Source organism: Streptomyces sp. S186 (assembly GCF_051603415.1).
Taxonomy (GTDB): Bacteria; Actinomycetota; Actinomycetes; order Streptomycetales; family Streptomycetaceae; genus Streptomyces.
This window is the reverse complement of the sequence record NZ_CP193932.1, coordinates 2,996,578-3,017,853: the sequence shown is the minus strand read 5'-3', so window position 1 is coordinate 3,017,853 and position 21,276 is coordinate 2,996,578. Positions and strand designations below refer to the sequence as shown.

Annotated in this window: 18 protein-coding genes; 12 read left to right on the top strand and 6 right to left on the bottom strand. The window is 73.1% G+C overall.

Annotation, left to right across the window (positions count from 1 at the left end; all coding sequences use genetic code 11):
• Positions 1–112: 112 nt before the first annotated feature.
• On the bottom strand, positions 113–1,912 hold the full coding sequence (locus tag ACRAS8_RS12490; protein ID WP_438485999.1) for an ABC transporter substrate-binding protein: 1,800 nt from the start codon (positions 1,910–1,912) through the stop codon (positions 113–115).
• Positions 1,913–2,019: 107 nt separating this feature from the next.
• On the bottom strand, positions 2,020–3,054 hold the full coding sequence (locus ACRAS8_RS12485) for an ABC transporter permease (protein WP_438485998.1): 1,035 nt from the start codon (positions 3,052–3,054) through the stop codon (positions 2,020–2,022).
• A gap of 490 nt (positions 3,055–3,544) precedes the next feature.
• Here ACRAS8_RS12485 and ACRAS8_RS12480 point away from each other — a divergent pair, with 490 nt between their 5' ends.
• Entirely contained in the window at positions 3,545–4,612 is a 1,068-nt protein-coding gene (locus ACRAS8_RS12480; RefSeq protein ID WP_438485997.1) for a hypothetical protein, read from the top strand.
• 19 nt (positions 4,613–4,631) lie between these two features.
• On the opposite strand, the gene ACRAS8_RS12475 is transcribed toward ACRAS8_RS12480, so the two are convergent.
• Positions 4,632–6,797, bottom strand: a complete 2,166-nt coding sequence (locus ACRAS8_RS12475; RefSeq protein WP_438485996.1) for a prolyl oligopeptidase family serine peptidase — start codon at positions 6,795–6,797, stop codon at positions 4,632–4,634.
• 232 nt (positions 6,798–7,029) lie between these two features.
• On the opposite strand from ACRAS8_RS12475, the gene ACRAS8_RS12470 reads away from it, so the two are divergent.
• From ACRAS8_RS12470 to ACRAS8_RS12430, 9 genes are all read left to right on the top strand, one after another.
• Positions 7,030–7,224 (top strand): hypothetical protein, encoded by a 195-nt coding sequence (locus tag ACRAS8_RS12470; RefSeq protein ID WP_438485995.1) that lies wholly within the window; start codon positions 7,030–7,032, stop codon positions 7,222–7,224.
• A gap of 123 nt (positions 7,225–7,347) precedes the next feature.
• Positions 7,348–8,349: an N-acetyl-1-D-myo-inositol-2-amino-2-deoxy-alpha-D-glucopyranoside deacetylase gene (gene mshB, locus ACRAS8_RS12465; protein WP_438485994.1), complete on the top strand. Its 1,002-nt coding sequence runs from the start codon at positions 7,348–7,350 to the stop codon at positions 8,347–8,349.
• Entirely contained in the window at positions 8,346–8,873 is a 528-nt protein-coding gene (locus ACRAS8_RS12460) for a DUF6113 family protein (RefSeq protein WP_438485993.1), read from the top strand. The genes mshB and ACRAS8_RS12460 overlap by 4 nt, the downstream gene beginning before the upstream one ends.
• A gap of 242 nt (positions 8,874–9,115) precedes the next feature.
• On the top strand, positions 9,116–11,494 hold the full coding sequence (locus ACRAS8_RS12455; protein ID WP_438485992.1) for a hypothetical protein: 2,379 nt from the start codon (positions 9,116–9,118) through the stop codon (positions 11,492–11,494).
• Positions 11,495–11,666: 172 nt separating this feature from the next.
• The gene (locus ACRAS8_RS12450; protein WP_438485991.1) at positions 11,667–12,626 is read left to right on the top strand and encodes an ABC transporter ATP-binding protein; all 960 of its coding nucleotides are present in this window, start codon (positions 11,667–11,669) and stop codon (positions 12,624–12,626) included.
• Positions 12,623–13,360 (top strand): ABC transporter permease, encoded by a 738-nt coding sequence (locus ACRAS8_RS12445; RefSeq protein ID WP_438485990.1) that lies wholly within the window; start codon positions 12,623–12,625, stop codon positions 13,358–13,360. Before ACRAS8_RS12450 ends, ACRAS8_RS12445 begins: the two co-directional genes overlap by 4 nt.
• On the top strand, positions 13,357–14,625 hold the full coding sequence (locus ACRAS8_RS12440) for a sensor histidine kinase (protein ID WP_438485989.1): 1,269 nt from the start codon (positions 13,357–13,359) through the stop codon (positions 14,623–14,625). The genes ACRAS8_RS12445 and ACRAS8_RS12440 overlap by 4 nt, the downstream gene beginning before the upstream one ends.
• A 52-nt stretch (positions 14,626–14,677) precedes the next feature.
• The gene (locus ACRAS8_RS12435; protein ID WP_438485988.1) at positions 14,678–15,283 is read left to right on the top strand and encodes a response regulator; all 606 of its coding nucleotides are present in this window, start codon (positions 14,678–14,680) and stop codon (positions 15,281–15,283) included.
• Positions 15,284–15,530: 247 nt separating this feature from the next.
• A complete protein-coding gene (locus tag ACRAS8_RS12430; RefSeq protein ID WP_438485987.1) occupies positions 15,531–16,652 on the top strand; it encodes a PP2C family protein-serine/threonine phosphatase in 1,122 nt (373 codons plus the stop codon).
• A gap of 62 nt (positions 16,653–16,714) precedes the next feature.
• Here ACRAS8_RS12430 and ACRAS8_RS12425 read toward each other — a convergent pair whose 3' ends face one another.
• Both ACRAS8_RS12425 and ACRAS8_RS12420 read right to left on the bottom strand, forming a co-directional pair.
• Positions 16,715–17,698: a transglutaminase-like domain-containing protein gene (locus ACRAS8_RS12425; RefSeq protein ID WP_438485986.1), complete on the bottom strand. Its 984-nt coding sequence runs from the start codon at positions 17,696–17,698 to the stop codon at positions 16,715–16,717.
• Positions 17,699–17,721: 23 nt separating this feature from the next.
• Positions 17,722–18,780: a GNAT family N-acetyltransferase gene (locus tag ACRAS8_RS12420; protein ID WP_438485985.1), complete on the bottom strand. Its 1,059-nt coding sequence runs from the start codon at positions 18,778–18,780 to the stop codon at positions 17,722–17,724.
• A 142-nt stretch (positions 18,781–18,922) separates the two neighbouring features.
• On the opposite strand from ACRAS8_RS12420, the gene fdxA reads away from it, so the two are divergent.
• Together fdxA and dapC are read left to right on the top strand one after the other, a co-directional pair.
• Positions 18,923–19,249 carry a ferredoxin gene (gene fdxA, locus ACRAS8_RS12415; RefSeq protein WP_016573354.1) on the top strand — a complete coding sequence of 109 codons (327 nt, stop codon included), beginning with the start codon at positions 18,923–18,925 and terminating at the stop codon, positions 19,247–19,249.
• A gap of 191 nt (positions 19,250–19,440) precedes the next feature.
• A complete protein-coding gene (gene dapC, locus ACRAS8_RS12410; protein WP_438490443.1) occupies positions 19,441–20,568 on the top strand; it encodes a succinyldiaminopimelate transaminase in 1,128 nt (375 codons plus the stop codon).
• Positions 20,569–20,639: 71 nt separating this feature from the next.
• On the opposite strand, the gene ACRAS8_RS12405 is transcribed toward dapC, so the two are convergent.
• The gene (locus tag ACRAS8_RS12405) at positions 20,640–21,101 is read right to left on the bottom strand and encodes an ATP-binding protein (RefSeq protein ID WP_438485984.1); all 462 of its coding nucleotides are present in this window, start codon (positions 21,099–21,101) and stop codon (positions 20,640–20,642) included.
• Positions 21,102–21,276 lie beyond the last annotated feature (175 nt).

The following is a 21,276-nucleotide window of genomic DNA, read 5'->3' as shown; positions in this document are numbered from 1 at the left end:
CGCTGCTCTCAGGACGGCGGCTGCAGTGGGGTGAAGGGTGGCGGGAGGCCCCGGAGACGCGCGCCCCGCCGTGCGCGCGCTCCGGTGTGCCTCCGTGCGGTGGTCGCTTCGCTTACTTCTTGACGAACAGGGTGTTCACGTCGAGGTAGCCGGCCTCGATGTTGTAGCGGATGCCACCGATCTTCGAGCCGTACAGCTGCAGCACCTTGGTGAAGTAGATCGGGCTGGCCGGGTCGACCTTCTCCACGATGTAGTGGTGCAGCTTCTGCCACTCCTCGGTCTGCTTCTTCGCGTCCGTCATCTGCTGGATCTTGTCGATCTCGTCGCTGATGTGCTTGTCACGGACGTGCGAGTAGTTGGACGCGCCGTCCGAGATGGTGCGTCCGTCGTACGACGGCGGGATCACCGTGGAGGCGTCCGCCCAGTCCTGGCCCCAGCCGGTCATGTAGATGTCGTAGCCGTTGTCGACCTTGCTCATCTGCTGGTACCAGGAGGCCGCGTCGACCTCCTTCTTCTGCACGTTGAAGCCGGCCTTGCCCAGCGCGTCGGCGATCGCGACGGCTTCCTGCTGCCGGATCTCGGTGTTGGCGTAGGCGTAGACGAGCTTCATGCCCTCCTTGCCGGCTTCCTTCAGGAGCTGCTTGGCCTTCTCCGGGTCGCCGTTGGGCTTCTTCAGCTTGCCGTAGGGGTCGTAGCCCTTCTCGTAGCCGGCGACGGTCGGGGAGAACAGACCGCCGGCGTTCTCACCGCCGTAGCTGCCGCCGTTGATCCGCACGATCTGGGCGTTCGGCATGGCGTAGGTGATGGCGTCACGGATCCGCTTGTCCTTGATGCGGTCCATGTTCATGTTCATCTGCCAGACGTAGACCGCGTAGCCCTGCACCGTGCGCTTGCTGGCGCTGCCGTCGGTCAGTACCTGCCTGGTCAGCGAGGGCTCGACGAGGTTGGAGAAGCCGATCGCGGTCTTGTCCACACCCTGGTCGGCCATCAGCCGCTTGGTGTAGTCGGAGTACTGGTGGTTGAAGCTGATGCTGTAGCCGTCCGGGTACTGCTGGCGCACCGGGTCGGTCTTCGGGTTCCACTTGGGGTTGCGCACCAGTTCCATGGACTTGCCGGCCTTGAACGACGCGATCTTGTACGGGCCGGCGCAGACCGGCTTGACGTCGTAGCTGTCCTTGGTGTCCTTGGCGCTGTCCGGAACGGCGCTGTAGCCCGCCTGGGCCAGCGCGTAGGGCAGCTGGGTCTGCGGCTTGTCGAAGTGGAAGACGATGGTCTTGTCGTCCGGGGTGTCCAGGACGGACTTGGGCAGGTGGTCGCCCTTGTACGGACCGTCCGGCAGCGCCTTGCGGTAGGCCGAGCCCGCACCCGACAGCCACTGCTGGACGTAGGTCGGGCCCTCGGTGATGAACGGGGCGTAGGTGCGCTCGATGGTGTGCCGGATGTCCTTCGAGGTGATCGGCTGACCGTCCTCGAACGTGATGCCGTCCTTGAGGGTGTACGTCCAGGTCTTGCCGCCGTCGGACATCTTTCCGGCGTCGGTGGCGAGGTCGCCGACGAGCGTCTGGTGGCCCTTGTCGTCCTGCTTGTACGTGGTCAGACCGCGGAAGATCAGCTTGGCCAGCTGGCGCATGTCGCTGACGTACATCTGGGCGGGATCCAGGTGGTTGAAGCTGTCCCGCTGGTAGACGGTGATGGTGCCGCCGGGCGTCGCGCCCGCGACGGGGGCGGCGGGGCCCTGGGACTGGGCGGCGGTGCCCAGCGGCACCACCTTCGACTGGGCCGCCGCGTCCTGGTCGGTCTGCGACTTGTCCTTGCCCGTGCCGCCGCCGCTGCTGCATCCGGTGAGCGCGAGTGAACCGGCCGCCAGGGCCACGATCACCGCGCGTGCTCTACGCGTGGAGAGTGTCTTCATGAGGATCCAAGCACCTGCCTGTCAGTCGTTGTCCAGATGTGCTGTCGGACGCATCCGGTACGGTTCCGGAGCCGTGGGGGTGACAGCAGGCCCCCTCAAATGGACGATCAACGCCCGGACTTGGGGTCGAAGGCGTCCCGGACCGAGTCCCCGAGCAGGTTGAAGCACAGCACGAAGATCACCATCGCGGCGCCGGGGAAGAGCAAGAAGGTCGGGTCGTTCTCGTACACCATGCCGGCCGTGTGGAACAGCCGTCCCCAGTCCGGGGTCGGCTCCATGATGCCGACGCCCAGGTAGGACAGGCCGGCTTCCGCCGTCACGAACAGCGGGAGCATGTAGGTGCTCTGCACGAGGATCGGGGTCACCACGTTCGGCAGCAGTTCCTTGGTGATGATCCGCCAGGGGGAGGCGCCGGTGATCTTCGCGGCCTCGACGAACTCCCGCTCGCGCAGCGACAGCACCTGTCCGCGCAGCAGCCGGGCCAGCCCCATCCAGCCGAGTGCCCACTGCACGAGGATCAGTGCGATGGCGCGGATGTAGGTGGGGGTCTCGTCGCCCGGCGGCACGAAGACCGCCACCACCACGGGCATGAACGCCACGAACGTCAGCTGGCTGGGGAAGGCGAGCAGGAAGTCGATCACCCGGCCGAGCCAGTAGTCGGTGCGGCCGCCCAGATAGCCGGCGGTGACGCCGAGGACGGTGCCGGTGAGGACCACGAGGACCGTGACCGCCAGCGAGATTCCGAGCGAGGTCCGCATGCCGTACAGCAGCTGGGTGAACAGATCGCGGCCGAGAGACGGTTCGATACCGAACCAGAAATCGCCGGAGATACCGCCGTTGGCCCCCATCGGATAACCGAACTCGTCCAGAAGACTGGGGTTGTCGCTGCCGTAAAGCGTGTACGGATCCTTGCCGTAGATCGAGGCGATCACCGGGGCCAGGGCCGCGATCACGAAGAAGGCGAGCACGACGATCCCGCAGATCACGCCGGTGCGGTCGCGCTTGAAGCGCGCCCACATCAACTGTCCGGGGGAACGGCCGACCAGCTCACCGTTCTTGCCCTTCTTTTCCTTCTTCAGACCCTTGGCCGCAAGTCCCGGGGTTTCGGACTTGCCTGTGGCGGTCTGGGATGGACTGGTCATCGCGAAGTGCCCCCGCGCCGAGTTCTCTTGGAACGTGAAGCGGCACCGGTCGCACCGCTGGATGAGCGCGACTTTCGCAAGTGATTTATGGCCGAGTCAAGGGTATGCGGGGCGGTTGTGCACAGGTCGTCCGCTTCTTGAGCGAAGATTGCGCAGATCGTCTCCCTGGCGTGCTTGACACGCGATTGTCATGTACGGCAAGTGGGGCAAATCGGCACCAAACGCCTTAACGTGAAGGCAACTTGCCTGTCGCATCACCGATATACGGACGCTTCATGCTGAACAACGTACGGCCGTGCGGGTGCCGTAAGCCGGCCGGGGGCGCCAGCGGTCCCCCCGGCCGGCCACTGATTTGTGGCGATTTCGCGCCCCGTTCCTCCCCCATGTCTGTTGTCCGATCGACGAGATTGGAGTAGACCTGCGGTAGCGCCTTCACGAATACGGGGGTGCTGTGGACGTCGTGGTTCACCGACACGGACGGGGGCGGGCCGTGTCCGCAGTGCGGTCGAGTCGTCTCACCCGCGGTGCGCGCCGCACCGCCGCGTCCGCCTGCCTGCTGCTCGCCGCCTCCGGCGCGGCCTGGCTGGTCCGGGACGCGGTCGTCCTCCCGCGGCCGATCGACGTGCTGGCGGGGCCGCCCGGGACGGCGGCCCGCCGCGCGGCCTCCGTCTGCGATCCGCTGCTGTCGGCGGTCGGGTTCGGCGCCGCCCTGGCCGTCCGCCGCCGCGCCGCCACCGCACCGGGCGCCCTGCTGTCCCTGGCGGCGGCCACCGCGCTGCTGCGGCTCCCGCTCCTGTGGACGCCGGGGACGGACGGGGCGGACGGGGTCGACGGTGCGCTCGCGGTCTGGGTACGAGCCACCGCGGTGGCCCACCTGCTGCTCGCCGCAGCGCTGTTGGCGGTCGTCGCGGTCGGCCGGCGGCCGGTGCCCGGCCCGCTGGCCGGGGTCGCCGCGGCGTACGGCGTGGTCCAGGAGGCACCGCGGCACGGCGCTCGCCCCGGCGCCCCCGGCGGCCCGTACCGCAGAGCCGCGGCCGCCCTCGCCGTCCTCCTGGGCGCCGCCGCCCTGACCCTCGCCGCTGGGGAGCTGCACGCGCTGCGGCGCCTCGGCGCGGACGGCTACCGCGCGGCCCTGCTCGGCGCCGCGGCGGCCCCCGGCCCGGCCCTGCGTCCCCCGGCGCACTGGGCGGCCGCCGCGCTGGCCCTGCTGGCCGCGGCCGGCGCGGTCGCCGCGCTCCGCCGGACACCCTGGGCCCGGCCCGCCGCTCTGACGGCCGGGCTCCTGCTGCTCGGCCACGGCGGTGCCCGGCTCGACGACGCCCTCCGCACCGGCACCCTCGGACGCCTCGCCGCGCTGCCCGAGACCGCTCAACTCGGCCTCACCGCCGCGGCGTTGACGGCCCTCGCCGGCCTCGGCGCACTGCTCGTCGCGGCCCTGCCCGGCCTGCCGGACGCCACCGCCGGCGCCCGGCCGCCCGAGGCGTACGGCGACGCGCAGGACGCGGCGCGCCCCCGCCACGCCCCGCCCCCGCCCTCGGCACGCCCACCGGCCTGGTGAGCCACCGGCCGGCCGGTGCTCAGCCGATCCCCAACGACCTCTTGAGGAAGTCCACCTGGAGCAGCAGCAGATTCTCCGCGACCTGCTCCTGGGACGCCATGTGCGTCACCCCCGTCAGCGGCAGCACCTCGTGCGGCCGGCCCGCGGCCAGCAGCGCCGAGGAGAGCCGCAGGGCGTGCGCCACGACCACGTTGTCGTCGGCCAGGCCGTGCACGATCAGCATCGGGCGGTGCGGCTCCACCGCCCCTGACAACCCCTCGTCCGTCACCAGGGAGTTCAGGGCGTAGGCCGCCGGCTCCTCCTCGGGCCGGCCGAGATACCGCTCCTGGTAGTGCGTGTCGTACAGCCGCAGATCGGTGACCGGCGCGCCGACCACCGCGGCGTGGAAGACGTCCGGCCGGCGCAGCGCGGCCAGCCCCGCCAGATAGCCGCCGAACGACCAGCCACGGATCGCCACCCGCCCCAGATCCAGCGGGAAGGAGCCGGCCAGCGCCTCCAGGGCGTGCACCTGGTCCTCCAGGGCCACCGGCCCGACCCGCCGGGAGACCGCCTTCTCCCACGCGGGGGAGCGGCCCGGGGTGCCCCGGCCGTCGGCCACGATCACCGCGAAGCCCTGGTCGGCGAACCACTGGGACGTCAGATGGGCGTTGTGCGCGGCGACCACCCGCTGGCCGTGCGGGCCGCCGTAGGGGTCGAGCAGCACCGGCAGTGGGCCGTCGCCCTCCTGATAGCCGGTCGGCAGCAGCACCGCGCACGGGATGCGGCGCTCCCCGGCGAGCACCAGCCGCGGCCGGGCGGTGAGACCCGGCGTCTCGGCATGCGAGCCGATGACGGCCAGCACCTTCTCGCCGCCGTCCGGATCCAGCCGCACCACCTCCGAGCGGGTGCCCGGCCGCTCCAGCGACGCCTGGGTCAGCACCGTCAGCTCCCCGCCGCGCACCGCCGAGGACACCGTCGGATACGGCCGCTCGCCGACCCTCTCCCATCCGCCCTGGTCACCGCTGCCGCGGAACCACGCCCGATAGACCCCGATGTCGTGCATGTCCGCGCCGCTCGCCGAGAACAGGACGTCGTCCGTGCCGATGTCCAGGACCGCCCGGACGTGCAGCGGCTCGCCCGTCAGCGGCCGGTCGCCGACGAAGAGCTTGCGGGCGCCGCCCTCGTCGGCGATCCGCACCAGCCGCCCGTCCGGAGTCCAGGCCGGCGCCCCCGGGAACGGCTCGACCCACACCTCGTCCTCGTCCTCGTGCACCGCGGTGGTCGTGCCGGTGTCGGTGTCGACCGTCAGATAGCGCTGGGCGCGCTGGTCGCGGGTCTGGACGAGGAGGAGCGGCGGCCCGGCGGCCGACCAGTGGACGCGGGCCAGATACGGATAGCGCGCGGTGTCCCACCGGACGTCCGTACGGGAGCCGTCCAGGCCGAACAGCGCCAGGGTGACGTCGGCGTTGGCGGTGCCGGCCGCCGGATACCGCACCGCGGCCGGCTCGCGGTCCGGATGCGCCGGGTCGGCGATCCACCAGCGGGCCACCGGCGCCTCGTCGACCCGCGCGGCCAGCACCCGGTCGCTCTCCGGGGACCACCAGAAGCCCCGGTGGCGGCCCATCTCCTCGGCCGCGACGAACTCGGCCAGCCCCCAGGTGACCTCGGGCCCGTCCGGCTCCGCCAGCGCCCGGTCCCCGTCGGCACCGACGGCACCGGCACCGGAGCCGTCCGCCGCGACGACCCGCAGCGCGCCGTTCGCCACGTATGCCACATGGCGGCCGTCGGGGGAGGGGCGGGGATCCACCACCGGGCCGGCCGCGTGGAGTTCACGGGTGGTCCCGGCCCGCAGCTCGGAGACGAAGAGCCGGCCCGAGAGCGCGAAGGCGGCCAACTCCACGGCGGCGTCGACCGCATAGCCGACGATGCCGGCCGAGCCCTCGCGGCTGCGCTCGCGGCGCGCCCGCTCCTCGGCGGGGAGCTCCTCGTCCGCGCCGGCCAGCAGGGCGCGCGGGTCCGCCGCGGTGAACTCCCGGCCGTCGGACGGATCGAGGACCCACAGCCGCTGGCTGCGGTCGGTGCCGCCGGCGGAGCGGAGGAAGACGATACGGGTGCCGTCGGGGGAGAGGGAGAAGTCGCGCGGGGCGCCGAGCGTGAAGCGCTGGGTGCGCGCGGAGTGCCGGGGGAAGGGCAGCTGTCCGGTCATGCGCCGAGCCTACGGCGGACCGGCCCGGTCGGCGCGGGTCTGTGGAAAACCTCGTGCGCCCCCGCCGTGCTCCGGTGCACCGACTTATGCGCACGGACGGAAAGTTATGATCCCTTGCGCGCAGTAGGTACGGGGTAAAGAGCCCTTGGCATACCCGGGTACGTGATGCCGGGTCATCGGCTCCCGTACCGTCAACTCTGTCCGGACCGTGTGTACTTGGAGGTGAGCCGCCGTGGCACTCTCGATTTCGGCGGTGGTGCTGCTGGCGATCATCGTCTTCTTGTTGATCAAGAAGTCCGGGCTGAAGGCGGTGCATGCACTCGTCTGCATGCTGCTCGGCTTCTATCTGGCCAGCTCGTCCATCGCTCCGACGATCAAGAGTCTGACCACCAACGTCGCGGGCATGCTCGGCGGCATCAAGTTCTGAGCGCGCCCCGGCGCCCCGCCGGACCGCTTCCGGCCGCCCCGGTCCCGCCTTCCCGCGAGGCTCCGCGGGCGGCCGCCCCGATCGGCCGCGGAGGCCGCGACGCGCGGCTCGTAGGCTGTCCGCATGACCTCCCAGCCGTCGCCCGCCGCCGCCCCGAGCGGAGCTGCCGCGCAGCGCAGTGACACCGCCGCTCCCGCCCGCCGCCTCCTCCTGGTGCACGCACACCCGGACGACGAGTCGATCAACAACGGCGCCACGATGGCCAAGTACGCGGCCGAAGGCGCGCTGGTCACGCTGGTGACCTGCACCCGCGGCGAGGAAGGCGAGGTCATCCCGCCCGAGCTGGCCCACCTGGCGCCGGACCGCGACGACACCCTGGGCCCCCACCGGGTCCACGAGCTGGCCGCGGCGATGGCCGCCCTCGGGGTCACCGACCACCGCTTCCTCGGCGGCCCGGGCCGCTACCGCGACTCCGGGATGATGGGCGCGCCCCAGAACGACCGGCCGGGCTGCTTCTGGCAGGCCCCCGTGGACGAGGCCGCGGCCCACCTGGTGGCCGTCGTCCGCGAGGTGCGCCCCCAGGTTCTGGTCACCTATGACCCGAACGGCGGATACGGCCACCCCGACCACATCCAGGCCCATCGCGTGGCGATGCGGGCCGCGGAGCTGGCCGCGCGGGCCGACTTCCGGCCGGACCTCGGCAGCGCGTATGCGATCGAAAAGATTTACTGGAACTGCACCCCCCGCTCGGCGGCCGAGGCGGGTCTGGCCGCGGTGCGCGCGGCCCGGCACGGCTTCGCCGGGGCCGCGGCGGTGGACGACGTCCCGGGCGTGGTCCCGGACGACGCGGTCACCGCGTCGATCGCGGGTGCGGGCGCGTACGCGGATGCGAAGGCCGCGGCGATGCGCGCCCATGTGACGCAGATCGTGGTGGACGGGGCGTTCTTCGCGCTCTCCAATGACCTGGGGCAGCCGCTGTTCGGCACCGAGCACTACCGGCTGGTCCACGGGACGTCCGGCGCGGCCGCCGGGGAACGCGAGGACGATCTCTTCGCGGGGATCGGCGAGTCGGCCGGTTTGGTGGGTATGGAGGAGAGTGCCCGAATTGAGGAGGCGGCGGAATGACGACGTCCAAGGGTGGCGGGGCCGCGGACAGGAGCGGCCGTAACAGCGCCGCGGACGGGAAGCGGCGGACGCGGGCGTCCGGCGGCGGCCCGCCCGCGGCCCGCGGCGGCACCCCCGCGGCGCCACCGGGCCGGCCCGCGCCGGGCGCGCCACTGACGCCCGGCCGGGTGGGCCTCTATGCCCTGCTGCTGGTCGCGGGCGTCCTGGTCGCGTTCGCCGGAACGCTTCTCCAAGCGGCCTGGTTCCCGGGCGGGTTGCTGCTCGCCCTGGCCGGCCTCGCCGGCCTCTTCTACGGCGGCGCCCGCGCCACCGGTACCGGCGGCGGGGTGCTGGTGCCCGGTGCCGCCTGGCTGGTGACGGTGTTCCTGCTGCTCAGCGACGTCCGGCCGGAGGGCGACTTCCTGTTCGGCCCCGGGCTCGGCTCGTACGCCTTCCTGTTGGGCGGCATCGTGATCGCTGTGATCTGCGCCACCGGGAGCCAGCTGCGCACTACCGGCCTGTCCCACGGCCGAGTTGGCGGATGACGTGGTTCATACCAGGACGGATGCGGCACGGTTCCGGGCAACCGGCCGCGGTGCGGGGACGCCGGCCGGTGCGGCGGTGTTCCCGCGCACCTCGGGTGTCGCCCGGCAGCGGCCAGTATGGTGGTGCGCGCCGCCGCGCCGCCCTGGGGGCGGTCCCCCGGCCAGCGCTGGGGTCTCCCCCACCCGGCCCGAGGCCGGAGATCATCTCTGACGAGCGGCGGAGCCAACCGGGAGAACCTGCTTTGAGTCGTGAATCTGACAGTTCGTCCTCCGGCCCCCGGGGCCGTGGCGGAGCCGTGTACCCGTCGGGGACACCGCCCTACGGCTCGCCCAGGGGAGAGGCCGGCGAGACGCCGGTGCCCGGAGCCGCGGACCGGCCGGAGGAGCCCAAAACCGAGACCACGCTGACGACGCGGATCAAGATCAACATTCCGGGGTCCCGCCCCATCCCGCCGGTCGTCGTGCGCAAGCCCGTCGGTGAGGAGTCCGGCATGAACGCATCGGCTGCATCCGGCGGTTCCGCCGGTTCGCCCGGTTCCCGGGGAACGTCCGGTCCGGCCTTCGGTGGCGAGCGGGCCGCCGAGCGGACGGCGGAGACACCGCGGCCGGAGGCGGCGGCGGACGAGGCGCCCGCCGCCCCGAAGGAGAAGACGACCAGCGACTGGTTCTCGCCGCGCAAGGGGCAGGGCCAGCCCGCCGGCGGTCCGGCGCCGGCCGCCGGCGCTCCCTCGACGCCGGCGGCGCCCGGGGCGGCGGACGGCAAGCCCGCGCAGCGCCCGGACCTCCCGTACTTCTCGGACGCCCCGGCGGCCTCCGGGCCGGCCCCGCGGAGCGGCGGCGAGCCCTTCGACGGCCCCCGCGGGCACGGCGGTTCGCCCTACGAGAGCGATCCGCTCGGCGGCGACCCCCTGGGCGCGGGCCCGCTCGGCGGCGATCCGCTGGGTGCCCCATTGACCGGCGATCCGCTGTCCGGCGACCGGCTGTCCGGCGACCGGTCCGGGAGCGACGCCCTCGTAGGCGACCCGCTCGGCGCGGACCCCCTCGGGAGCGACCCGCTCAGGAGGGACCGGCTCGGGAGCGACCCGCTGGGGAGTGACCCGCTCTCCGGAGCCTCCCCGTTCGACAGCGCCCCCCGGGGTGAGGCGTCCCCGTTCGACGGCGCCCCGCGCGGCGGTTCGCCGTTCGACGGCCCGGAGCGGCCCGCCCGCGACCGCAACCCGTTCGAGTCCCCCGCCGGCGGTTCCCCCAGCGGTCCGACGACGGGCCCGGCGCGCGGCGACTCGGCGCTCGACCTCCCGCCCGGATTCAGCGACCCCAGCGCGGGCAAGAGCGCCGCGGGCCGGCTGAGCGACGACACCGCCGAACTCACCCCGCAGCCCCCGGCGCCGCCCGCCGGGCCCGGCGCGGGCTCCGGCGTCACCGGCGGCATCACGGGCGGCCTGGCCGGTGGCCGGAAGGACAAGGGCACCGGGCCCGGCCCCAAGGGCGGCCCGAAGAGCGGCGGTCCCGGGGGCCGGGTCTCCGGCGACACCCTCGTCAGCGGGATCCCCAAGGTTCCGGGGAAGGACGGCCCGGCGGCCGCCGGCCCGTTCGCCGGGGCATCCGGCGCCGACGAGGACAGCGCCGCCCCCAAGCCGCGCCCCAAGATCCCCGAGCCGATCAACCCGCCCAAGAAGGGCCGCAACAAGCTGGTGCTCGTCGGCGTCGCCGTCGTCGTCCTGGCCGGTGTCGCCTACGGCGCCGGACTGCTGCTCGACCACTCCGACGTCCCCAACAACACCACCGCGCTCGGCGTGGAGATCGGCGGCAGCTCCAAGGACGACGCGGTCAAGAAGCTGGAGACCGCCCTCAAGGACCGCCGCACCGCGCCGCTCAAGATCACCGTCGACGGCAAGTCGGAGACCCTGCTGCCGTCCCGGGCGGGCCTGGACATCGACCTCCAGGCGACGGTCCGCAACGCCGCCGGCCGGGACTACAACCCGGTCTCCGTCATCGGCTCGCTCTTCGGTGTCAAGCGCACCGCCCAGCCCGCCGTGATCACCGACAAGGAGAAGCTGGCGGTCGCGCTGCAGAACCTCGCCGGCCCCGCGGCCGCCGAGGCGGACGGCGGGATCACGTTCGAGAACGGCAAGGCCGTGCCGCACTACGGCGTGCCCCACAAGGCGATCGACGCCGCGGCCTCCGAGAGCAAGATCAGCGACGCCTACCTCAACCGCGTCACCACCGGCAGCGACGCCCCCGTGGTGCTCGCCGCCACCACCCAGCAGCCCAGGGTCGGCAAGGCCGCGGTCGACAAGGCACTCAAGCAGTACGCCGAGCCGGCGATGTCCGGGCTGATCACGGTCCGCACCGGCCCGCAGCACACGGTCTCGTTCAGCCCGCAGAAGTCCATTCCGAAGTTCCTGTCCTTCAAGATCGTCGGCGGCGAGCTGGTGCCGTACTACGACCGGGCCGCCCTCAAGGAGCTCTACGGCAACACCTTCGACGGCGTCATGGTGACCAAGGGCGACGGCAGCAAGCACCCGGTCAGCGTCGAGGAGGTGGCCGGCGCGGTGGGCAAGGCGCTGCAGGGCAAGACCCCCGCCGAACGCGTCCAGACCATCGCGACCAACGGCAGCTGACGCCCGCCCCACCCGCCCCGACCGCCACAGACGCGGAAAGCGCAGGTCAGAGGCCCTCTGGAGAGAATCCTCCGGGATTCCCCCCAGGGGGCCTCACCCATGACACCTGTCATGCGGAACTGCAGCCCGGCGACACTGCCGGACGGTGCGGCGATCCGCGAAGCTGAATGCCATGACGACGACAGCTACCACCCCAGCCACCACCGCGCAGGACGCGGGACGGGCCCCGGTGGTCAGCTTCCAGGGGGTCGGAAAGAGTTACGGCGCGGTGCGCGCGGTGGCCGATCTGCACCTGGAGCTGCACCCCGGCGAGACCGTCGCCCTCCTCGGCCCCAACGGTGCCGGCAAGTCCTCCACCCTCGACCTCCTCCTCGGCCTGCGCACCCCCGACACCGGCACGGTGTCCCTCTTCGGCACCACCCCGCAGCGCGCCATAGAGCAGGGCAGGGTCGGCGCGATGCTCCAGAGCGGCGGCCTGATGGAGGGGGTCAAGGTCCGGGAGCTGGTCCAGCTCGCCCGCGATCTGCATCCGCACGGCTATCCGGTCGACCAGATCCTCGCCGGCGCCGGGATCACCGACATCGCCGACCGCATGGTCGGCAAGCTCTCCGGAGGCCAGGAGCAGCGGGTCCGGTTCGCCCTCGCCACCGCCGGCGCCAACGACCTCATCGTGCTGGACGAGCCCACCACCGGCATGGACGTCTCCTCCCGGCAGACCTTCTGGGGCGCCATGCGCCGCCAGGCCGACGAGGGCCGCACGGTCCTCTTCGCCACGCACTACCTCGAAGAGGCCGACGAGATAGCCGACCGCGTCATCGTGCTGCACCGCGGCCGGGTGCTGGCCGACGGCACCTCCGCCGAGATCAAGGCCCGCGCCGGCGCCCGCCGGATCAGCTTCGACCTGGCCGGGCCCGCCGACCGTGCCGCCCTGGAGACGCTGCCGCACCTCACCGCCCTCACGGTGTCGAACGCCGGCTCCGGGAGCACCGTCCGCATCCAGTCCCAGGACGCCGACGCGACCGTGCACGCCCTCTACGGCCTCGGTCTCTACCCGCGCAACCTCGAAGTCTCCGGCCTCGGCCTGGAGCAGGCGTTCATCGCCATCACCACCGCCGAGGAGGCGGCCCGATGACCACTCTGATCAAGCTTGAGATCCTCCGCGCGCTGCGCAACAAGAAGTTCATGTTCTTCTCGGTGATCTACCCGCCGGCGCTCTACCTGATCATCGCCGGCGGCGCGGACCGCAAGCCGCTCCCCGGCACCGGTCTCGACATGGGCCTGTACTACATGGTCTCGATGGCGGCGTTCGGCGCCATGACCGCCGTCCTGCTGGGCAACAGCGAGCGCATCGCCAAGGAGCGCGAGCAGGGCTGGGTGCGTCAGCTGCGGCTCACCGCCCTGCCCGGCCGCGGCTATGTCGCCGCCAAGATAGCCGCCGCGGCGACGGTCAGCCTGCCCTCGATCCTGCTGGTCATGATCGTCGCCGCGGCCGTCAAGGGCGTCCGCCTCGAAGCCTGGCAGTGGCTCGCCATCGCCGTCGGCACCTGGCTCGGCAGCTTCGTCTTCGCCGCCCTGGGCGTCGCCATCGGCTATCTGGCCAGCGGCGACGCGGTCCGCCCGGTCTCCATGCTCTGCTTCTTCGCGCTGGCCTTCCTCGGCGGCCTGTGGATGCCCATGACGCTGCTGCCGCAGTGGGTGCAGAACATCTCCGAGTGGCTCCCGACGCACGCGTACGCGGCGCTGGGCACCGCGGTCGAGGCCGGCGGCGCGCCCCACGTCAAGGACATGGCGATCCTCCTCGGCTACCTCCTCCTCTTCGTGGGTGGTGCAGCCTGGCTCTATCGCAAGGACACTCGAAAGGCATGAGACCGGTGGAGACGAAGAGCGCACCCGACGACCGGAACCCGGTGCTGATCGGCCAGCGGCCGCGCAGCCGCCGCCAGGCCCTCGGCAAGTCGATGTGGATCGCCGTCTGGCTGCTCTACCTCGCCGGCCCGGTGGCGGAGCTCAGCAGCCACGGCGTCGGCACCGCCCAGCGGGTCTGGGGCTTCACCGGCCTCGCGCTCTTCGTTCTCTCCTATGTCTTCCTGATCTTCCGCCATGTGTGGCGCAAGCCGCCCGGCTCACTGCAGCGGTACGCCCCGCTGGCGGCGATGGTGGCGCTGTCCGTCGCCCTGACGTGGACCCTGGGCTTCTCCTGGCTGGTGCTGTTCATCTTCACCAGCGTGGCCTCCGCGGTGGTGCTGCCCTGGCGGCGCTCCCGCTGGGCCATCCCGCTGATCACCGCGCTGGTGATAGCCGTCGGCGCCCGCTATCCGGAGATACGCAACTACTACCTCTTCGCCTACGCCCTGCCCGCCCTCGGCAGCGGCTTCGTCATGATCGGCGTGCAGAACCTCATCCGCACCACCCAGGAACTGCGCGCCGCCCGGGAGGAGGTCGCCCGCCTCGCCGCCAACGAGGAGCGACTGCGCCTCGCCCGCGATCTGCACGACCTCCTGGGCCACTCGCTCTCCCTGATAACCCTCAAGAGCGAGCTGGCCGGCCGGATGCTGCCCGGCAGGCCCGAGGACGCCGCCCGGCAGGTCGCCGACATCGAGCAGGTCAGCCGCCAGGCCCTGGTCGACGTCCGGGAGGCGGTCACCGGCTACCGCCGTCCCCGCCTGGCCGTGGAGCTGGCCGGCGCCCGCGCCGCGCTGCGCACCGCCGGCATCGCGCTCGCCGTCGACCCGGCCCTGGAGGGCGAGCCACGCGGACTGACCGCCGACACCGAGGGCGCGCTGGCCTGGGCGCTGCGCGAGGCGGTCACCAACGTCGTCCGGCACAGCGGCGCCCGCCGCTGCGAACTGCTGCTCACCGAGGAATGGGAGGCCGACGACCGCCACTACCTCTGCCTCACGGTGAACGACGACGGCAACGGCCCGCTCCGCACCCAGCACGACGGCAACGGCCTCAACGGCCTCCGCGAGCGGCTGGCCCTCACCGACGGCCGCCTGGAGACCGGCCCGGCGCCCGGTTCCCACGGCTTCGCCCTGCGCGCCTACGTCCCCCGGCACACCCCGGCGCCCACCCACGAGGACCCGATACCCGTGCCGAACACCTCCCCGGAACCAGTGAACGGCCCGGTCTAGACGTATCTGGGCGCCGATCGCCCGCCCACCGTCAGGCCGTAAGCTGGCCCGCATGATCCGACTGCTGCTGGCAGAGGACCAGTCGATGGTCCGGGAGGCGCTGGCGGCGCTGTTGTCCCTGGAAGACGATCTGGAGGTCGTCGCCCAGGCGGCGCGCGGCGACGAGGTCGTCGCGCAGGCGCGGGCCCACCAGGTCGACGTCGCGCTGCTGGACATCGAGATGCCGGGCCTGAGCGGCCTGGACGCCGCGGCCCGGCTGCGCGACGAACTGCCCGGCGTGAAGATCGTCATCCTCACGACCTTCGGCCGCCCCGGCTATCTGCGCCGGGCCATGGAGGCGGGCGCGGACGCGTTCCTGGTCAAGGACGCCCCGGCGGCCCGGCTCGCGGACGCGGTGCGCCGGGTGCTGCGCGGCGAGCGGGTCATCGACCCGGTGCTGGCGGCCGCCGCGCTGGCCGACGGCGCCAATCCGCTGACCGAGCGTGAGCACGAGGTCCTGCTGGCCGCCGCCGACGGCTCCACGAACGCCGAGATCGGCACCGCCCTCGGCCTGTCCGCGGGCACGGTCCGTAACTACCTCTCGCTCGCCATCCAGAAGACCGGCGCCCGCAACCGAGCCGAGGCGGTCCGCACCGCCCGCGACAAGGGCTGGCTCTAGAGCCGGCCAGCCGGCCCGAGGGGGCATGGCCGGTCCTGCCCGACGGGCGATGGCCGGCTCCGCGGCATCTGACGCGGCCCCTTGCCGCGCTGTGCCGATCCCCTCAGCCACAGGCCCGCCCCCCACCACCGGCCCTCGCCCCCGACCAACGCCCCCACCCCCAGCCACCCCGGGACCTCAGCTCGCCCCCTCGGCGGACCTTCGCCCCTGTGCGGGCTCGCGGAACGTCCCGCAGGCTTGAAGTGTCATGCCAGCCCCTCGTCCCGCCGAGGGCGGCCTGCTCGCCCCGGTGCTGCTGATCCTCGCCATCCTGGTCGTCGCGACGTGGGACGCCACGACCGGCCCCGAGCTGCACGTCTCCGGCTTCATGGGGATCGCCCCGCTGGTGGCCGCGCTGCGTTGCTCCTACCGCCGCACGCTGCTGGTCGCCGTGGTCTACGTCGCCTGCCTCACCTACGTCGATCTGCTGACGGTGCCCGACTGGGCCCCGGCGAGCCGGGTCGTCGGCGTCTTCGGGGCGTTCCTGGTGGGCGTCTTCGCCCTGGTGCTGTGCCGCACCCGGCTCCAACGCGAGGCGCTGCACGCCCGCACCAGCCTGGTCGCCGACACCGTGCAGCGGGCGATGCTGCGCGAACTGCCGCTGCGCGCCGGGACGCTGGAGGCGTACGGCTTCTATGTGTCCGCCCAGGAGGGTGCCCGGGTCGGCGGCGACATCTACGAGGCCGTGGACACCCCGCACGGGCTGCGGCTGCTGATCGGCGACGTCCAGGGCAAGGGCATGCCGGCGATCGGCGCGGGCCTGGAGGTACTGGCGTCCTTCCGCGAGGCGGCGCAGTACCAGGATTCGCTGGAGGGCGTGGCCGGCCGCATGGAGCAGGCGCTGACCCGCTACAACGCCCGTTCCGCCGAGGAGGGCACCGACGAGCGCTTCGCCACCGCGCTGCTGCTGGAGGTCCGCGCCCCCGGCCGGGCCCGCATCCTGTCCTGCGGCCACATCCCGTACTACCTGGTGCGCAACGGCCTCGTCCATGAGCGCTCGGACGGCGAGGGCGGGCTCCCGCTGGGGCTGGGCGGGCTCGGCCGCGAGCCGCGCCGCAGCGTCCTCGTCCACCCGGAACCCGGCGACTGGGCGGTGCTGTGCACCGACGGCGTCACCGAGGCCCGCGGCCGCGACGGCCGCTTCTACCCCCTGGCCGAGCGGATCGCCGCCCGGATCGAGCTGGCGCCCGCCGACCTGGCCCGCACCCTCCGCGCCGACCTGGAGCACTTCACCGGCGGCGAGCTGAAGGACGACGCCACGCTGCTGGTCGTCCGCCGCACCCCGGCGGAGGCGGTGGCCACGGCACCGGCGCGTTCCGCGGCGGCCTGAACCACCACGCACCGCGCCAACACCACGCACCGCGCCAACCACCACGCGCCGTGCCGCCGCCCTCAGTTCAGCCGGGCCCGGGCGGCCCCGGCCTCCCGGCGCAGCGCGGTCGCCGCCGCCGGCTGGACCGGCTCCAGCACCCGCGCGTACTCCTCCAGCTCCGCCGCCCCGGTCAGGAACTCGCCCCGCTGGACGAGGAGTTGGGCCCGCTCATGACGCAGCCGCGCCGGATGGCTCGGCAGCAGCAACGACAGGTCCAGCGCCCACAGATGGACCGCGCTGTGCTCCGGGCGGGCCTGGGCCCAGGCCCGGATGTTGTTGAGGATCCGCTGGACGATCTCCAGCGGGCCGGCCGGGACCAGCATCCCCGGGGCCAGCGCCTCACCCGTCGCGCCCGCGACGAGCATCGCCGCATCGTGGTGGGTGAGCAGCCGCCCGCCCGCGAACGGATCGACCAGCACATGCCCGCCCGGCGCCCCGGCGCCGGCCCTGGACAACGTTCTGTGGCCCGCCGCGACATCCGGCCCGGCCGGGTCCCCGAAGCCGACGACGAAGTGGCCCGGCAGCGCCACCCCGTACACCGGCGCCCCGGCCCGCCGGGCGACCTCCATCCAGACCACCGACAGCAGGATCGGCAGCCCGTGCCGCCGCCGCAGTACCTCGTGCAGCAGTGACGACTCCAGCCTGCGGTAGTCGGCGGGCGACCCGCCGAAGCCCTCCCGGGTGCCCAGCAGCTCCGCGAGGTTGCGCGCCCAGGCGCCGGGGCCACTGTCGGAGGGGCAGCGCGCAGCGCTTCCGGCCGGGGCGGTGGTCGGGCGACGGGCGGGCGAGTACGGGAGCAGCCCGGCCAGCCGGTCCAGCTCGATCTGTGCCGCGTCGATCCCGGCCTCGCCCAGCGCCGGATCGGCCTCCGCGCAGATCAGCAGGCACAGCAGCGCGAGATCGGGCCGCTCCTCGCGGGCCGCGGCCGCGAACTCCCGTCGCCGCTCCTCCCGCGCCGCGTCCCGCTCGGGCCCCGGTTCCCCGCGCTCCGCTCGCTCGCCCATACCGGACCGATACCCCTTACCCCTCAGGCCCCCGCCGGGCCGCGTCGGTAGTGATAGCCGTGGTGCTCGACGAACCCCAGCCTCTCGTACAGCGCGAGGGCGCCGGCGTTGTCCGCCTCGACCTGGAGATACGCCGACGAGGCGCCCTCCTCCAGGGCCCGCTCGGCGAGAGCCGCCATCACCAGTGTCGCCAGCCCCTCGCGCCGCCGCCCGGCGGCGGTCTCCACCGCGGCGAAGCCCGCCCAGCGCCCGTCGACGACCAGCCGCCCGATCGCCGCGGTGCCGCCGTCCGGCGCCGGCACCCGCGCGAACCACACCGAGGGCCCGCCGGTCAGCACCGCCGACACCTCCGCCGTGGGCGTGCCGGTCCGGTTGTACAGGCCCAGCCAGCCGGCGTCCGGCAGCCGGGAGAGGCGCACGGCCGACGTGTCCGCTTCGGTGTCCGCGAGCGGCGCCAGGGCCGCGATCCGCACGGAGGTGTGCGCCTCGTCGGACCAGCCGCGGGCGGCCAGCTCCGCGGCCAGCCCCTCCTCGGCGTCCGGCCGCCCGGTGGTGACGGTGAGCAGCGCGGGCAGCCCCCGCTCCGCGTACCACCGGGTGACCCGGGCCAGCGCCTCGTCCAACGGCAGCCCGGGATCGCCGACCGCCAGCACCGAGTTGGCGCGCCGGGTGAAGCCCACCCGTCGCCCAGCCACCGCCCCTCCCGGACGCGCTTCGCGCGGCACCTCCTGGACGGATGCCCGCAACGTCCACTCCCCGAGGGGCTCCGTCTCGATGGCCGGCCATCCGCGGGCCGCGACCTGCTGGAGCTCGCGGACGGTGGCCGCCGGGACCTTCCGGCGGGCCGGCGCCGCCGGTACCGGCTTGGCCGCCACCAGCGCGGACTCCTCGATCCGCACCGCTTCGCCGTCCCGCCGTGTGATGCTCAGCACACCGTTGTCCCATGATGTGAGAACACCGACCGTGTCCGTGAACGCGGGAGCCCCGGCCGGGGCCCCGGTGAGACGCCGGACGGATACCCTTTTGCCCACATCAGCATGGGTGATCCGGACTTCCGCGCGCCCTCCGGAGAGGAATTCCATCGCCCTCTGACCGCCCCTCTTGTTCGTCTCGTGCCCGGGAACGGAGATACTAGGTGGCGGGCATCGACGACGCCGCGCTCCCGCGCGCCCAGCGGCGGTACCGCAGATCGGGCCGCCGGCCCTACTGAGGAGGAACGACAGCGTGACCTACGTCATCGCGCAGCCTTGTGTCGACGTCAAGGACAAGGCATGCATCGAGGAGTGCCCCGTCGACTGCATCTACGAGGGCTCCCGGTCCTTGTACATCCACCCGGACGAATGCGTCGACTGTGGTGCCTGCGAGCCGGTCTGCCCGGTTGAGGCGATCTTCTACGAGGACGACACCCCGGAGGAGTGGAAGGACTACTACAAGGCGAACGTGGAGTTCTTCGACGAGCTCGGTTCCCCGGGTGGTGCCAGCAAGCTCGGCCTGATCGAGCGCGACCACCCGTTCATCGCCGCGCTGCCGCCGCAGAACCAGGACCACTGACACCGCCCGGAGGACGGACGGGAGCCGGCCCGCTCCCCCCTGCCTCCGAGGACGCCGGGGATCGCCCCGGCATGAGCTGGGGAAGGTCGCACGGCGCCGCCCGGTCCCGTACGGCCCACCCGCCGTACGGGACCGCGGCGTTTTTGCGCGCCGACGTCCTCCGCGCCATTCCGTACGAGAAAGAGAGCACCGTGGGCGCAGTCTCCTCCCGCCACCCGTCCGGCGCGTCCCTGCGCGAGCGCCTGCCTGCGTTCCCCTGGGACCGCCTGGAGCCGTACAAGGCGACCGCCTCCGCCCACACGGACGGCATCGTCGACCTCTCCGTCGGCACCCCGGTCGACCCGGTCCCCGCGCTGGTCCAGCGGGCCCTGATCGACGCGGCGGACAGCCCGGGCTATCCGACGGTGTGGGGTACCGCGGCCCTGCGGGACGCGCTCACCGGCTGGGCCGCCGACCGCCTCGGTGCCCCCGGCCTGGAGCACACCAACGTGCTGCCGGTCGTCGGCTCCAAGGAGCTGGTCGCCTGGCTGCCCACCCAGCTGGGTCTCGGCACCGGCGACAAGGTGGCCTACCCGCGCCTGGCCTACCCCACCTACGAGGTGGGCGCCCGTCTGGCCGGCGCCGAGCCGGTCGTCTACGACGAACCGTGGGAGACGGACCCGGCCGGCCTGAAGCTGCTCTGGCTCAACTCCCCGTCCAACCCCACCGGCCGCGTGCTCACCGTCGACGAGCTGCGCCGCACCGTCGCCTGGGCCCGCGAGCACGGCGTCCTGGTCTTCAGCGACGAGTGCTACCTCGAACTGGGCTGGGAGGCCGACCCGGTCTCCGTCCTGCACCCGGACGTCTGCGGCGGCTCCTACGAGGGCATCGTCGCCGTCCACTCGCTGTCCAAGCGCTCCAACCTCGCCGGCTACCGCTCCGCTTTCCTGCTGGGCGACGCCGCGGTCCTCGGTGACCTGCTCCAGATCCGCAAGCACGGCGGCATGATGATCGCCGCGCCCGTCCAGGCCGCCACCGTCGCGGCGCTGGGCGACACCGCGCACGTCGCCGAGCAGCGCGAGCGCTACGCCCGCCGGCGCACCGCGCTGCGCACCGCCTTCGAGGCCGCGGGCTTCCGCATCGAGCACAGCGAGGCGTCGCTCTACCTCTGGGCCACCCGCGACGAGCCCTGCTGGGACACCGTCGGCGACCTCGCCAAGCGCGGCATCCTGGTCGCCCCCGGCGACTTCTACGGCGCCGCGGGGGAGCGGTTCGTCCGGATCGCCTTCACCGCCACCGACGAGCGGGTGGCGGCCGCGGTGCGCCGCCTGGCCGACTGAGCCGCCGAGCCGCGGACACGCGCGGGGGCCCGGGGAGAGCAGCTCCCCGGGCCCCCGCGGCGTGCGATGGGTCAGTGGCCGATCGGCATCCCGCCGATCAGGCCGTGCAGCGGGGTGTGCGGCGCCTCCTGGGGCGCGCCGACCAGCCGCCTGACGGCATCGGTGGCCAACGAGTTGGTGGAGATGCCCTTCCGCGTCATCGGGCGGGCCACGTCCTCCGCCTTGCGGGCGGTCGCCCGGGTGAGGGGCGCGGCCTCCTCGACGACCGGACCGAGCGTCCGCACCAGTGCCGGCGCCAGGCCCTCCGCGGCCTCGGCACCGGTCCTGTTGACCAGCCCGACGCCGTTCCGCGCGGTGGTGTCCACGGTCTTGCTGGTGTTCGCGGAGTCCAGGGTGGTCACGCCGCCCAGCTCGTTGCCCGTGGGCGGCAGGGACACGGCGCTGGCGGTTCCGGCCGCCGCGACCACGGGAGCGGTGCCCGCCGCGACCAGCAGGGCGGCTCGGGCGATCCGACGCGTAACGGGGAGGGACATGGTGCTCCTTTTACGGAGAAGAACTCGTACTTCTGACAGATGTGCCATGTCCGCCGGGCGGACGGACGCCCTGAATACCGCGTCAGGTGCCCGAAGGTTTCGGTGGAATGCGGTAAAGAATTGGCAACGCGTCACATAATCTGCCCGGGATAAATACGAGCAATATGCATGCGCG